Origin of the sequence: Frigoribacterium sp. SL97 (assembly GCF_026625765.1) — a bacterium.
GTDB lineage: Bacteria > Actinomycetota > Actinomycetes > Actinomycetales > Microbacteriaceae > Frigoribacterium.
In genome coordinates this window covers 1,355,171-1,369,785 of the sequence record NZ_CP113062.1, presented here as the reverse complement: position 1 = coordinate 1,369,785, position 14,615 = coordinate 1,355,171, and the positions used below count along the sequence as shown (strand labels likewise).

Below are 14,615 nucleotides of genomic sequence, written 5' to 3'. Positions count from 1 at the left end.
GCCCGTTCGCCCCTAGGCTGAGCGAGTCCCAATCGGAGGTTCGATGCACACCTGGCCCGGCAACCCCTACCCCCTCGGCGCGACCTACGACGGCAGCGGCACCAACTTCGCGATCTTCAGCGAAGCCGCCAGCAAGGTCGAGTTGTGCCTGTTCGACGACGACGGCACCGAGACGAGGGTCGAGTTCACCGAGGTCGACGCCTACGTCTGGCACGCCTACCTGCCCACCGTGCAACCCGGTCAGCGCTACGGCTACCGCGTGCACGGCGAGTACGACCCCGCGAACGGCTCGCGTGCCAACCCGAACAAGCTCCTCCTCGACCCCTACGCCAAGGCCACCTGCGGCGAGATCGACTGGGACGAGGCGCTGTTCGCCTACACGTTCGGCGACCCCGACTCGCGCAACGACAAGGACAGCGGCCCGCACATGATGCTGGGCGTCGTCATCAACCCGTTCTTCGACTGGCAGGGCGACCGCGCCCCCAAGTACAGCTACGACGAGACCGTCATCTACGAGGCGCACGTCAAGGGCCTCACCGAGACGCACCCCGACATCCCCGAGGAAGAACGCGGCACGTACGCCGGCGTCGCGAACCCGGCGATCATCGACCACCTGAAGAAGCTCGGCATCACGACCCTCGAGCTGATGCCCGTGCACCAGTTCGTGCAGGACAACACCCTGCTCGAGAAGGGCCTCAGCAACTACTGGGGCTACAACACCATCGGGTTCTTCGCCCCGCACGCCGCCTACTCGGCCACCGGCGACATCGGCCAGCAGGTGCAGGAGTTCAAGACGATGGTGCGGGTGCTGCACGACGCCGGCATCGAGGTCATCATCGACGTCGTGTACAACCACACGGCCGAGGGCAACCACCTGGGTCCGACCCTCTCGTTCAAGGGCATCGACAACGCCGCCTACTACCGGCTGATGGACGGCGACCAGCAGCACTACATGGACTACACGGGCACCGGCAACAGCCTGAACGTCCGTCACCCGCACTCGCTGCAGCTCATCATGGACAGCCTGCGCTACTGGGTCACCGAGATGCACGTCGACGGCTTCCGCTTCGACCTCGCCGCGTCGCTCGCCCGCGAGTTCTACGAGGTCGACCGTCTCTCGACCTTCTTCGAGCTCGTGCAGCAGGACCCGATCGTCTCGCAGGTCAAGCTGATCGCCGAGCCCTGGGACGTCGGCCCCGGTGGCTACCAGGTCGGCAACTTCCCGCCCCAGTGGACCGAGTGGAACGGCAAGTACCGCGACACCGTCCGCGACTTCTGGCGCGGCGAGCCCTCGACGCTCGGCGAGTTCGCCAGCCGGATCACCGGCTCCGCCGACCTGTACGAACGCGACGGGCGACGCCCGGTCGCGAGCATCAACTTCGTCACCGCTCACGACGGCTTCACGATGCGCGACCTCGTCAGCTACAACGACAAGCGCAACGACGCCAACGGCGAGAACGGCAACGACGGCGAGAGCCACAACCGTTCGTGGAACTCCGGGGTCGAGGGCGAGACCGACGACGGAGAGATCCGCGCCCTGCGCGAGCAGCGTCAGCGCAGCTTCCTCGCCACCTTGCTGCTCAGCCAGGGCGTGCCGATGCTGCTGCACGGCGACGAGCTCGGTCGCACGCAGGGCGGCAACAACAACACGTACGCACAGGACAACCAGATCAGCTGGATCGACTGGCCCAACGCCGACCGCGAGCTGATCGAGTTCGTCGCCGAGGTCATCAAGCTGCGCCACGACCACCCGACCTTCCGCCGCCAGCGGTACTTCAACGGCCGTCCCGTCACCCGTGGCGAGGGCGAGCCCCTGCCCGACATCGTCTGGTTGACGACCGAGGGCGACGCCATGCAAGAGGGCGAGTGGAACGAGTCCTACGCCAAGGCGATCGGCATGTTCCTCAACGGCAACGGCATCCGTGGCCGTGACGCCCGAGGCGGTCGCATCACCGACGTCAACTTCGTCCTGTACTTCAACGCCAGCGCCGAGACGGTCACCTTCGTCCTCCCGCCCGACGAGTACGCCCAGGGCTGGGAGGTCGTGGTCGACAGCACCGTGACGGCGCCTCCGCCGCCCGCCAGCGCCGCACCCCGCACCCCGACGGCCACCCGCGCCGCCACCACCACCCAACCGCCCTCGACCCCGCAGGCCCCCGCGGCCCTGCGGGCCGGCGATCGACTCCCCGTGGCGGGTCGCTCGCTCGTCGTCCTGCGTGCCACGGCCGAGGAAGAACTGTGACCCGACACGAACCGACCATGCACCCGCGCTCGACGTACCGCCTGCAGGTGCGCGCCTCCTTCGATCTCGACGCGGCAGCCGAGCTGGTGCCCTACCTGCGCGACCTCGGTGCCGACTGGGTCTACCTGTCCCCGATCCTCGCCGCCGAACCGGGCAGCGACCACGGGTACGACGTCGTCGACCACAGCCAGGTCGACCCCGAGCGGGGCGGCGCCGAGGGGCTCGACGAGCTGTCGACCCGCGCCCACGCGGCAGGACTCGGCGTCCTGGTCGACATCGTGCCGAACCACGTCGGCGTCGCCACCCCGAAGGCGAGCGTCTGGTGGTGGGACCTCCTGACCCACGGCCGCGCGTCCCGTTACGCCGACGCGTTCGACGTCGACTGGGCCGCCGGCGGCGACAAGGTGCTGCTGCCGGTGCTCGGCGAGCCCGCCGCGGCGGACGGCTCGATCGAGGGCCTCACGGTCGACGGTGACGAGCTGCACTACTACGACAACGTGTACCCGATCGCCCCGGGCACGAGCTCTCCCGGCGACGACGCCGCCACCGTGCACTCGCGGCAGCACTACGAGCTCGTGCACTGGAAGCGCGCCGACACCGACCTGAACTACCGCCGCTTCTTCGCGGTCAACACCCTCGCGGGCATCCGCGTCGAGGACGAGGGAGTCTTCGCCGAGTCCCACGCCGAGATCGGCCGCTGGTTCTCGGAGGGCCTGGTCGACGGCCTCCGCGTCGACCACCCGGACGGACTGGCCGACCCGAAGCGCTACCTCGACCTGCTCGCGGCCCTGACGGGTGACGCCCACGTGCTCGTCGAGAAGATCCTCGAGGGGGACGAGCGCCTCCCCGAGGACTGGGCGACGGCCGGCACGACGGGCTACGACGCCCTCGCCGACCTCGACCGCCTCTTCGTCGACCCGAACGGCGCACCCGCCCTCGACGCCCTCGACGCGCGCCTGCGCCGGGCCCGCGGCGTAGACGCCGACGAGCACGCCGCCGGGGCGGACGAGACCACCGGCGACGAGCCCGTCGACTGGCACGAGATGATCCTCGGAACGAAGCGCGGCATCGCCGACGGCATCCTCGGCAGCGAGATCAACCGCCTCGCCCGGCTGATCGCCGAGGGCGACACCGTCGACCCGTCCGTGGTCGACGCGCTGGCCGAGCTCGCCGCCGCCTTCCCGGTGTACCGCAGCTACCTGCCGCAGGGTGCCGAATGGCTGACCGAGGCCGCCGAGGTCGCCACGACCCACCGCCCCGACCTGGCCGACGCCGTCGGACGCGTCGTCGCCGTGCTGCGCGACGAGTCGCACCCCGCCTCCGTGCGCTTCCAGCAGACGAGCGGCATGGTCATGGCCAAGGGCGTGGAGGACACCGCCTTCTACCGCTACAGCCGCCTGGCCACGCTGACCGAGGTGGGCGCCGATCCGAGCGAGTTCTCCGTCACGCCTGACGAGTTCCACGCGCGTCAGCAGGTCCGCCTCGCCGAGCGTCCCTTCGGCATGACGACCCTCTCCACGCACGACACCAAGCGCAGCGCCGACGTCCGCGCCCGCGTCTCGGTGCTGGCCGAGGTCGCCACCGAGTGGGCGGCGACCCTCGAACGCCTGCGCGAGCTGGCCCCGGTCGGCGACGGCCCGTTCGAGAACATCCTCTGGCAGACGATCGTCGGCTCGTGGCCCGCGTCGCGCGAGCGCCTGCACGCCTACGCCGAGAAGGCGTCCCGCGAGGCGAGCACGTCGACCACGTGGACCGACCGCACCGACGAGGCCGAGGCCTTCGAAGGACGGATGCACGCCGCCGTCGACTCCGCGTTCGACGACGACGAGGTGCGTCACGAGGTCGAGCGCATCGTCGACGTGCTGCGTGCACCCGGTTACAGCAACTCCCTCGGCGTCGCGCTGATGCAGCTGACCGGCCCCGGCAGCCCCGACGTCTACCAGGGCGGCGAGCTGTGGGACTTCTCGCTCGTCGACCCCGACAACCGACGCGAGGTCGACTTCGCCCTCCGCCGGCGCCTCCTGGACGAGGTCCGCGGCGGCGCGACGCCGGCGATCGACGACACCGGTGCCGCCAAGCTCGTGGTGACGCACCACGCCCTGACGCTGCGCCGCGACCGACCCGACCTGTTCACGCGCTACGCCGCGTTGCCGGTCTTCGGCGAGCAGGCCGCGTCGGCCGTCGCCGTGGACCGCGGCGGGGCGCTCGCGATCGCGACCCGCCTGCCCGTGGCCCTCGAGCAGGCCGGCGGCTGGGACGACACCGTGGTCCTGACCGCAGGAGGCGCGTACCGCGACGTGCTCACCGGCCGTCGGCACGAAGGCGGTCGCCTCCGGCTGGCCGACGTGCTCGACACGTACCCCGTCGCCCTGCTGATCCCCGCAGAGGACTGACCCCGTCGGGTCGCGCCCCGTCGCGCCCGACTACCGTCGCCCCCGGGCGAGACGTCACGACATGCCGCTCACCTCTCGACGTGAGCGGCATGTCGTGCCTTCTCGGCCCCCTCCCCCGCCCCTTCCGAACCCGAGGAGACCGATGAGCGTCTACGACGTCTGGGCCCCGAAAGCGACCACCGTCCACCTGCACCTCGACGGCGAGCTGCTGCCGCTGTCCGCCGAGCCCGACACCGGCTGGTGGCGCGCCCCCGCCGACCTCGACCGGGGCCCGGGGCACCGCTACGGCTTCGTGCTCGACGGCGGCGACTCCCCCGAGGGCGAGACGCCGCTGCCCGACCCCCGCTCGCGTCGCCAGCCCGACGGCGTGCACGGCCTGAGCGAGACCTACGACCCGGGCGCCTTCGCGTGGACCGACGACGCGTGGACCGGCCGCCAGCTGGCGGGATCGGTCGTCTACGAGCTGCACGTCGGCACCTTCACGCCCGGGGGCACGCTCGACTCGGCGATCGAGAAGCTGCCCCACCTGGTCGACCTCGGCGTCGACCTGGTCGAACTGCTGCCGGTGAACGGCGTCAACGGCCGCTGGAACTGGGGCTACGACGGCGTGGACTGGTTCACGGTGACCGACAACTACGGCGGTCCCGAGGCGTACCAGCGCTTCGTGGACGCCGCGCACGCGGCAGGTCTCGGCGTCGTGCAGGACGTCGTGTACAACCACCTCGGCCCGTCGGGCAACTACCTGCCGCTGTTCGGGCCGTACCTGTCGAGCAAGCACGCGAACACCTGGGGCGACAACGTCAACCTCGACGACGACGGCGCCCACGAGGTGCGCGAGTTCATCCTCGACAACACGGCGATGTGGCTCGACGACTACCACGTCGACGGCCTGCGCCTCGACGCCGTGCACGCCCTCAAGGACGACAGCGAGGTCCACCTGCTGCAAGAGCTCGCCGAGCGGACCGCCGCCCTCAGCAGCCACCTGCGCCGGCCGCTCTCGCTGATCGCCGAGAGCGACCTGAACGACCCGCGCCTCGTCACCCCGCGCGACGGCGGCGGCTTCGGCCCCGACCACCGCCAGGGCTACGGCCTCGACGCGCAGTGGAGCGACGACTTCCACCACGCCGTGCACGTCGCGCTCACCGGCGAGACGACCGGCTACTACGCCGACTTCGAGCCGCTCGGCGCCCTGGCCAAGGTGCTGACCAAGGGCTTCTTCCACGACGGCACCTGGTCGTCGTTCCGCGAGGCGACGCACGGGTACCCGGTCGACACCGAGCACATGCCGACCTGGCGCCTCGTCGTGGCCAACCAGAACCACGACCAGATCGGCAACCGGGCGATCGGCGACCGCCTGGCCGCGACGCTCGACGACGGGCAGCTGATCATCGCCGCGGCGCTGACCCTGGCCGGTCCGTACACGCCGATGCTCTTCATGGGCGAGGAGTGGGGCGCCTCGACCCCGTGGCAGTTCTTCACCTCGCACCCCGAGCACGACCTCGGCGAGGCGACGGCGAAGGGCCGCATCGAGGAGTTCGCGAAGATGGGCTGGGACGAGTCGTCCGTGCCCGACCCGCAGGAGCCCTCGACGTTCGAGGACAGCAAGCTCGACTGGTCCGAGCTCGAGACCGGCCGCCACGCGGTGCTGCTCGACGCGTACCGCCGTCTGGGGGCGCTGCGCCGCAGCGAGCCCGCCCTGACCGACCCCCGCTTCGGCGAGACGGGCGTCGAGTACGACGGCGACGCCCGCTGGCTCGTGCTGACGCGCGGTGACCTGAGGATCGCGATCAACCTCGCCGACCAGGAGGCGCGGGTCGCGGTGAGCGCCGAGACCGTCCTGTTCGCCAGCGACGCCTCGATCGCCGCGGGGTCGAGCCTGCTGCTCCCGGCGCACTCGGTCGCGATCGTCCGCTGACGCGGGCACGGCCGACGCGGGCCCGACCGGGGCCACGACAGATGACGCGCGCCCGGGGCTGACCACCCCGGGCGCGCGCGTGCCGCCTCCCTGCTAGCGCGTCGACACGCCGCCACGCACGGGCCCGACCCGGTGCGAGGTCGCGCGGACGCTCGGCAGGCGACGGTGTCGCACGACCAACTCGACGACGGCGCGGGACCGTCGACGCAGACCCCACAGGGTCACCTTGGTCAGCGACTCCCGGACGATCGAGCCGCTCATCTTCGAGGCGCCGTGGATGCGCTCGGTGAACGTGATCGGAGTCTCGACGACCCGCAAGCCCGCCTGCAGCGCGCGCCAGAGCAGGTCGACCTGGAAGCAGTACCCCCGCGACTCGACCCGGTCGAGGTCGATCCGGCGCAGCGCGGACGAGCGGAACACCCGGAACCCACCGGTCGTGTCGGCCACGCGGATGCCCAGGGCTCCCCGCGTGTACCAGCTGCCGCCACGGCTGAGCAGCTCCCGGCGGAGGGGCCAGTTCTCGACGGCGCCGCCGGGCACCCACCGTGAGCCGAGCACGAGGTCGTTCTCGCGCAGCAGCTCGAGCATGCCGGGCAGGTACTCGGGGTGGTGCGAGCCGTCGGCGTCCATCTCGACGAGGGCGTCGTAGCCTCGCTCCAGCCCCCAGGCGAAGCCGGCGAGGTAGGCGGCGCCGAGGCCGGCCTTCTCGGTGCGGTGCATCACGTGCACGCGGGGATCGCGGTCGGCGTAGGCGTCGGCCAGCTCTCCGGTGCCGTCGGGCGAGCCGTCGTCGACGACGAGCACGTCGACCGCGGCGCCGGAGGCGAGGGTGCGCCCCACGATCCAGTCGAGGTTCTCGCGCTCGTTGAAGGTCGGGATGATGACGAGGGCGTCGTTCATGGTGGGGTCCTTTCCCGTCGGGTGGGAGTCGGAGGTGTCGGGTGTCGGGTGTCGTGTATCGGGTGTCGGAGGCGTCGGTCGGGCGTCAGCTCACGAGGCCACGAGGTCCGCGAACACGATGAGGTTGTCGACGTAGTGCCCGGTCGACCGGTCGAAGGTGCCGTCGCAGGTGATCAGCCGGAGGCCGGGTGTCGGACTGGCCCCGTAGACGTCGCTCGTCGGGAACGTCGCCTTCGGGGTGCGCTCGCTGCCGGTGACGCGGAAGGTCTCGACCGAGCCGGTCGACAGCGTCACCTGCACCTCGTCGCCGGGCACGAGCTTCGCGAGGTCGACGAACACCGCGGGGGCGTCACCCGAGTCGACGTGTCCGGCGATCACGGCCGGCCCGACCGCGCCGGGCACGACGCCGTCCTGGTACCACCCGGCCGACAGCCACTCCTTCGGCGGGTCGAGCTCGCCCTGGGCGCCGAGGCCGAGGTCTTCGAGGCCGGAGTCGACCCCGATCGAGGGGATCTGCAGGCGGACCGGCGTCGCGTCGGCCGGGGGCGAGGTGTACGACGGGGCCGCCGGGTCCTGGAAGGCACCGGCCGCTCCGCTCGCCGCATCCGGCGTCGCACCGGTGGTGGCGGGGGCCGTGGCGACGGGGCCGGGTGCGTCCGCGTCGGGCCGGGCGGCGACCGCGGCCACCGTCACGCCACCGGCCACGAGGACGACGGCGGCGACCGCGGCGAGGACCGCCGCGCGGTGACCGGCGACGAAGGTCGAGAGGCTCATCCGTTCACCACCAGGGGGGTGCAGGCGCCGAGGCTCGAACCCTCGAGTTGCAGGGCGGCGAGCGCCGCCCAGGCGCTGCCGTAGTAGGTCGGCGTCGACTGTGACAGCGAGTCGGCGGTCCGCAGGTCGGCCGTCGCCCGCTCGTGCTGGCCGTCGCTGGCCTCGGCGGCGGCACGGGCGGCGTAGGCGAGGGGGCTCTGGTCCGAACCGACCGACTGCCCGCCGAGGTCGAGCTGCATGGGCAGTTCGTCGTAGCGCTGCAGCACGCCGGCCATCTTCGAGGCCAGTGCCACGTCCTCGGGCTGGCACGACTCGGCGTAGCGCAGGGCGAGTCGACCGGCGTCGTAGCTGTACTGCACGGTGCCCGACGACCCGTCGGCGCTCGGCAGCGGGACCGTCGTGCCGTCCTGCTGCACCTGGGCCCAGTCGCTCGGGAGGGCGGTCGAGGCGAGGATGTTCGTGGTCACGGCTCGCGAGCCGGTCTCGAGCTCGGCCCATCGGGGGTCGCCGCTGGCCTCGCCGAGCTGCGCGAAGGTCGCGGGCGACGCGTACGAGGGGTTGTACGACCACGGGCCGGAGCCCATCGCCCACGGTCCGGGCAGCAGGATGCGGCCGACGTCGGTCGAGACCGTCATCTCGTCGAGCACGTCGGTGCCGAGGTCGACGCCCTCGATCGTGAGGTCGGAGCGGTCGAAGGTCGAGCCGGCGAGCACGAGGGCCCGCGCCGCGTCGACGTCGGCGTCGCTGGCCGGCATGTCGTCGACGACCTCGCCGTCCTTCCACTGCCAGGCCAGCAGGCCGTCCGGGCGCACCAGGTTGCTCTTCGTCCAGTCCCAGATCGCGTCGAAACGGTCCTCGTCGCCCACTCCGACGGCGACGAGCATCCCGTAGGCCTGCCCTTCGCTGACGGTGTCGTCGCCCTGGTCGCGACGCACGACGCGGCCGTCGTCGTCGACGTACCCGTCGAGGAAGTCCTTGCCGATCTCGGCGGCCGTCCGTGGCTGAGGAGTGGCCGTACCCGTCCCGGGGGTGCCGGTCGCGTCCGCGCCTGCCTGGTCCGTCGAGGGGCCGCCGGCCCCTCCGACGACGAGGGAGGCGATGCCGGCGGTGATGGCGAGGGCCACCACGACGGCCGCTGCGAGCAGCGCCTTCGTCTTCTTCGTCATGTCGTTCTCTTCTCCTGCTCGGTGCTGCGGTCGGTCGACCCGGTCGACGCACGGGACGCGATCGGTGCCGGGGAGGCGCGGTGCGACGGGTCGCTCACCGCGCCTCCTCGTCCTGTCGGGTGGTGCCGGGCGTCAGGCCCCGAACCAGCCGAGCACGGTGGCCCAGAGGCCCTTGGTCTCGCTCTTCTGCGGGTGCTCGGCGAGGTAGCCGCCACCGGTCTGGACACCACCGACGGGCGCCTGCGCCGTGGCCGCGCTGTCGACGACCGGGACGACGGTCAGACCGCCGGTCGAGTTGTCGAGCACGAACAGCGTGTTGATGCTGCCCGCCGCGAGGTCGACGTCGCTCGTGCCGGTCACCTTCTTGCCGGTCAGGTCGAGGGTCCAGGGGCCGGCCGCCACCTGCGCGTAGCCGCTGGCGCTGCCGAAGGGCGCGTCCTCGGCGATGGTGGTGCCCGTGCTCGTCGCGACCGTCACGGTCTTGCTGACGTTCGCGGCCTGCACGAGGCGGACCTTGGCCTGGCCGTCGGCCGGGGCCGTCAGGTCGTCCGTGAAGACCTGGGTCTTCAGGTCGTCGTTCGGGCCGTAGGCGACGGCGGTGATCGGCTGGCCGCTGTCGACCGTGATGTTCGACGTGATGACCGGCTTGGCACTGGTGGGTGCGTCCGCGGCCGTCATCGAGACCACGTAGGTGCCCGCGGCCAGCGCCTGGTAGGGGCTGACCTGGCCGTAGGTGACGTCGTCGAGGTCCATGACGACCTGCCCGCCCTTCAGCGAGGTCAGCGTCACGTCGACGGCCTTCGTGTCGGGCGAGAGGTGGCCGACGCGGACCCAGCCGTCCCCGTCGGCGGCGTGCGCGGGCGACGTGCCCACGAGGGCGCCGGCGAGGGCGACCCCGGTGGCGGCGGTGAGGGCGAGCACCGTCGCGAGACGGCGGCGTCGGGACGGGACGCCGGTGACGGCGGCGGGTGCGGTGGTGGTGCGTGAGAGGGAAGCCACGATGGCTGGTCCTTTCCGGTCGGGTGTCCCACCCGGGACGGGTGGGACGCGGTGAGGAGGTGCCGGCGCCCGTGGGAGGACGGACGCCGGCGTGGCGATCAGTTCGAGAGGACGCCCGTCGGTGCGACGGCCGAGAAGGTGACGCGCAGTCCGTCACCCGAGGGGACGACCGACTCGGGGACGTAGACGCTGCCCAGGCCCTCGAGCGTGGTCTGCACCTCGTCGACGGACTGACCGCCCTGCGGGGTGACGTCGAACTGCCGGAACAGGGCGTCCTGTTCACCCGGCAGGGCCGCGGGGTCGGCGACCGAGATCGGCCCGAGGGCGGCGAGCTGACCGAGCACGATGATCGCGCGCGGGTCGAGGCGACCGTCCGAGAGCGCCGTCGACAGGGTCGACGAGATCTGCAGGTTCGGGTTCTGGGCGAGTTCGGCACCGGCCTGCGAACGGGCCGACGCGGAGTCGTCCGCCTCGGTCTGCGCCTGCGCGGCCCCCTGGCTGTCGATCTGCCGGACGTTGACCTGCTGGTCGCCGTCGCCGAACGAGGCGATCACGGTCGAGTTCGCGAGGGCCTCGCGGATCTCGGGCGAGGTCGGCCCCGAGGTGCGGACCGACTCGGTCTCGAAGAGGTAGTCCGAGTCGCGCCAGCCGTTCGGCGACTGCGCCTGGACGGCACCGTCGGTGTCGATCTTGTAGAACCAGATCACGTTGTCGCGGGCGAAGCCGGCCTTGACCAGGTCGACCCAGACCGCGTCGTCGACCAGCAGGCGGCTGTCCTTCGGCACGTTCGTCTCGACCCAGCTCTCGGCGTTGCGCATGGGCGCGTCGAGGTCGCTGTCCAGGAAGCCGCGCAACTGCACGGCCCAGAGCGGGACGATCGCCACGACGGCCGCGAGGGTCAGGGCGAGCCAGGCCACCGAACCGGTGCGGGACGCCGCGGTCGAGAGCGCGCCGGCCCGACGGGCACGGAACGCCCGGACCGCGTGGTCGGTGACGGCCGCGACGAGCAGCGCCGCGAACGGCAGCAGCATGATCACGTAGGGCACCGGCAGGTAGCCGCCGGGACGGAACATGAAGGCGATCAGGAACACCATCATCACGCCGAGCGGGCGCAGCCTCTTGACGAAGACCGCGACGACCGAGGCCAGCGTGCCGAGCACGATGAGCACCTGGTCGAGCTGCCACCACTGCGACACGGTCGCGAAGAAGAGGCTGCCGGTGTCGAACACCGAGCCGCTCGCCTCACGGGTCGCGAGCTGGAACTGGATGCCCTCGAGCAGGCTCACCCTGCCGGCACCGGGCAGCAGCTCGCCCTTCACCGCGGCGAGCGCGACGTAGCCGAGGCCGACGAGCACGAGCAGGCTGCCCGCGATCGACAACGTGTACCGACGGGTCGACTTGTCGGCCCCGCGCCACATGATCCAGGCCAGGAAGGGCAGCGCCAGCAGGTACGTCTCCTTCGAGAGCACCGCGATGCCGAACGAGAGGGACGCCGCCGCGAAGCCGGCGAGCTGGTAGCGCTTGCTCAGGGCGAAGACGAACGCGGCCAGCAGCCACGGGGTGGCGACGTTGTCGAGGTAGACCGTGCGGTGGAACTGCAGGGCCAGCGGCGACACGGCGAACACGAGACCGGCCACGGCGGCCGCGGGACGGCTGAGGCCGAGCTTGCGGCCGAGCAGCCAGACGAGGGCCACCGAGACGACCGTGAAGAACAGCATCGCCTCGCGAGCGGCGAGCACGGCGACGTCGTACCGCGAGAAGGCGCCGGTCAGGGCCGTGTAGGCCGAGATCTGCAGCCAACCGACCGGCGGGTGGTCGTACCAGTAGGTGTAGTGGGTGATCTCGCCGAGGTTCTGGATGGCCCAGGCCTGGGCGGCGTAGGTGCCCTCGTCGTCGATGCGTTGCGGCGAGCCGTCCATGTTGAAGGCCATGACGACCGCGGCGATGGCGAGGACGGGCAGCAGCCAGGCGAGGCTCGCGCCGTGTCGACGCAACCACGACGCGGGCCGGGCACCCCTCGGATCCTTCGTGGGGACCACGGGGGTTCCCGGTCCGTTCGACACCGTGGTGCCGGCCGCGCGGGGGCGGTTCAGCGTGCTGGTCATCGGTCACCTCCGGTCATGGCCAGGGCGGGCTCCGTCGAGGAGGCGCGGGGCGCCTCCTGCGGTTCGGTCGCGACCTCGTCGCGGTGCGCGCCGGTGTGCTCGGTCTTCTCCCAGGCGTTGAGGCCGCGCAGCTGACGGAAGACCGCCCGGACCGCGGCGAGCGCGAGGAAGATCTGGTACGGCAGCAGTCCCCAGACGAGGCGGAAGTAGTCGCGGGCCCGGACCTTCTGGCCGTAGACCCGCCCGAACTCGCGCAGGCCGGTGAACTCGACGGCCAACAGCACGAGCGTCGGCGCCAGGGGCACGAACGACACGAGTGCGATGGCGGTCGGCACCTTCGTGGTCAGGATCAGGACGATCGAGACGGGGATGAGCAGACCGGTGGCGGCCTGGATGAACGGCATGGTCAGCAGGTAGCGGGCCATGAGGCGCTGGCGCAGGCGGGGCAGCTTCTTCCACTCGCCCTTGCCGTAGACCTGCATGAAGCCCTGGTTCCAGCGGGTGCGCTGCTTGAGCAGCGAGACGAAGGTGCCGGGGGTCTCCTCGCGGGTGACGACCTCGGGGCTGTAGGCCACGACGACCTTGGCCCCGGCGCTCGAGAGGCGGACGCCGAGCTCGCAGTCCTCGGCGAGGCACTCGGCGTCCCAGCCCTCGGACCAGTCGAGCCAGTCCTTGCGCACGAAGACGGTGTTGCCGCCGAGCGGGATGAACTTCTCCTTGGCGTGGAAGTGCAGGCGCGACCGGAACCAGAAGTAGTACTCGAGCACGTTCCGCAGGCTCCACCAGCTGCTCTGGAAGTTCATCAGCTGGACGCCGCCCTGCACCACGTCGGCGTCGGTCTCGGTGAACCGGGAGTCGACGAGCGTCAGGAGGCGGGGGTGCACCTCGTCCTCGGCGTCGAACACGCCGACGATCTCACCGCGCGACGACTGGAGGGCCAGGTTCAGCGCCTTGGGCTTGTTCTTCGGCACGCTCGAGTCGACCACCACGCGGATCAGCTCGGGGTGACGGGCGGCCGCCTCACGGGCGACCCGCTCGGTGCCGGGGTCGTCGTGGCCGACGATCGCGATGATCTCGAAGTCGGGGTGGTCCTGCTGGGCGAGGCGGTCGAGGGTCTGGCCCATGACCTCCTCCTCGTGCCGGCCGGGCACGAGCAGGGTGAACGAGTGGGCGGCGTCGAGGGGGTTCTCGCTGAACTGGCTGTCGTCGAGGTTGTCCTTCGACCGCCAGGCGTGCAGCATCCACCAGAGGGTCGACACGGCGACCGCGGTCAGCAGGATCGTCACGACGATCAGCGACGAGTAGCCGATCCACTCGAGGGGCGACCAGTCGGGTAGCTGGAAGCCGATCATCGAGTCGGCGGCACCGGTCGAGCCACGGTTCGGGACGAACTGCGACGGGTCGGCGGGGGCTTGCGGGGTGAGCAACGGGGCGGGTTCGCCCGCTGCGAGATGTGATGTCGGGATCTGGGTCGGGTCAGTCGACACAGGATCACTCTCCAGTCAGGGGGTCGGGTGCAGGTGGGCCTGCGAGGTGGTCTTCGGGATGGGGTCGTCGGTCGGCCGGGGGCTGATGACGGTGGCGAGCGCGGCCGACGGGTCGGGGGTGTCGGCCGTGGTGGTGACCGCGGGCGAGCCGCGGAAGACGAGGTGGCGGTAGGCCAGGTAGCGGAAGGCGGTCCCGAGGACGAGACCGACCCCGTTGGCCGCGACGTTGTCGGCGAGCTGGCTCGTGAAGCCCAGCAGGTAGTGCGAGACGAAGAGGCAGGCCGAGGCGATCAGCAAGCCGCCCACGTTGACGAGGCCGAAGGTGACGGCCTCACGGACGACGGCCTGGTTGCGTCCTTCCCGGAAGGTCAGGTACCGGTTGCCGAGCCAGGCGACGGCCGTCGCGACGATCACCGAGACGACCTTGGCTCCGATGGGCTTGTCGTCGAGCAGGGTGGCGCGCAGCAGGTTGTACACGCCGACGTCGACGACGAAGGCGATCCCGCCCACGGCGCCGAACGTCGCGAGCTCCTTCACCCGTGCGACGAGGCGCAGGGGTGGCGTCGGGTTCGTCGTGGCGGCACGGTCGGGACGTGCCCCCTGGACGGGGGACTCTGGTTCGGGCATGACACCG

General features: G+C 71.4%; 10 protein-coding genes. 3 read left to right on the top strand and 7 right to left on the bottom strand.

Annotation, left to right across the window (positions count from 1 at the left end):
- The first annotated feature begins 43 nt into the window (after positions 1–43).
- The 3 genes from glgX (at position 44) to treZ (ending at position 6,550) form a co-directional block, all read left to right on the top strand.
- Positions 44–2,242: a glycogen debranching protein GlgX gene (glgX, locus tag OVA02_RS06550; protein ID WP_082460561.1), complete on the top strand. Its 2,199-nt coding sequence runs from the start codon at positions 44–46 to the stop codon at positions 2,240–2,242.
- A 17-nt stretch (positions 2,243–2,259) separates the two neighbouring features.
- The gene (gene treY / locus OVA02_RS06545; protein ID WP_267659687.1) at positions 2,260–4,635 is read left to right on the top strand and encodes a malto-oligosyltrehalose synthase; all 2,376 of its coding nucleotides are present in this window, start codon (positions 2,260–2,262) and stop codon (positions 4,633–4,635) included.
- Between the two features lie 142 nt (positions 4,636–4,777).
- Positions 4,778–6,550 (top strand): malto-oligosyltrehalose trehalohydrolase, encoded by a 1,773-nt coding sequence (gene treZ / locus OVA02_RS06540; protein WP_267659465.1) that lies wholly within the window; start codon positions 4,778–4,780, stop codon positions 6,548–6,550.
- Between the two features lie 93 nt (positions 6,551–6,643).
- On the opposite strand, the gene OVA02_RS06535 is transcribed toward treZ, so the two are convergent.
- The 7 genes from OVA02_RS06535 to OVA02_RS06505 all read right to left on the bottom strand — a co-directional run bounded on the left by OVA02_RS06535 (position 6,644) and on the right by OVA02_RS06505 (position 14,608).
- A complete protein-coding gene (locus OVA02_RS06535) occupies positions 6,644–7,450 on the bottom strand; it encodes a polyprenol monophosphomannose synthase (protein WP_056048503.1) in 807 nt (268 codons plus the stop codon).
- A gap of 90 nt (positions 7,451–7,540) precedes the next feature.
- A complete protein-coding gene (locus OVA02_RS06530; RefSeq protein ID WP_267659464.1) occupies positions 7,541–8,224 on the bottom strand; it encodes a class F sortase in 684 nt (227 codons plus the stop codon).
- Entirely contained in the window at positions 8,221–9,390 is a 1,170-nt protein-coding gene (locus OVA02_RS06525) for a glycosyl hydrolase family 8 (protein ID WP_267659463.1), read from the bottom strand. Before OVA02_RS06525 ends, OVA02_RS06530 begins: the two co-directional genes overlap by 4 nt.
- 132 nt (positions 9,391–9,522) lie before the next feature.
- Positions 9,523–10,389: a DUF4397 domain-containing protein gene (locus tag OVA02_RS06520; RefSeq protein WP_056048509.1), complete on the bottom strand. Its 867-nt coding sequence runs from the start codon at positions 10,387–10,389 to the stop codon at positions 9,523–9,525.
- 98 nt (positions 10,390–10,487) lie between these two features.
- On the bottom strand, positions 10,488–12,494 hold the full coding sequence (locus OVA02_RS06515; RefSeq protein WP_267659461.1) for an ArnT family glycosyltransferase: 2,007 nt from the start codon (positions 12,492–12,494) through the stop codon (positions 10,488–10,490).
- A complete protein-coding gene (locus OVA02_RS06510; RefSeq protein ID WP_233568480.1) occupies positions 12,491–13,981 on the bottom strand; it encodes a glycosyltransferase in 1,491 nt (496 codons plus the stop codon). Before OVA02_RS06510 ends, OVA02_RS06515 begins: the two co-directional genes overlap by 4 nt.
- A gap of 15 nt (positions 13,982–13,996) precedes the next feature.
- Positions 13,997–14,608 (bottom strand): GtrA family protein, encoded by a 612-nt coding sequence (locus OVA02_RS06505; RefSeq protein WP_159826990.1) that lies wholly within the window; start codon positions 14,606–14,608, stop codon positions 13,997–13,999.
- Positions 14,609–14,615: the final 7 nt, after the last annotated feature.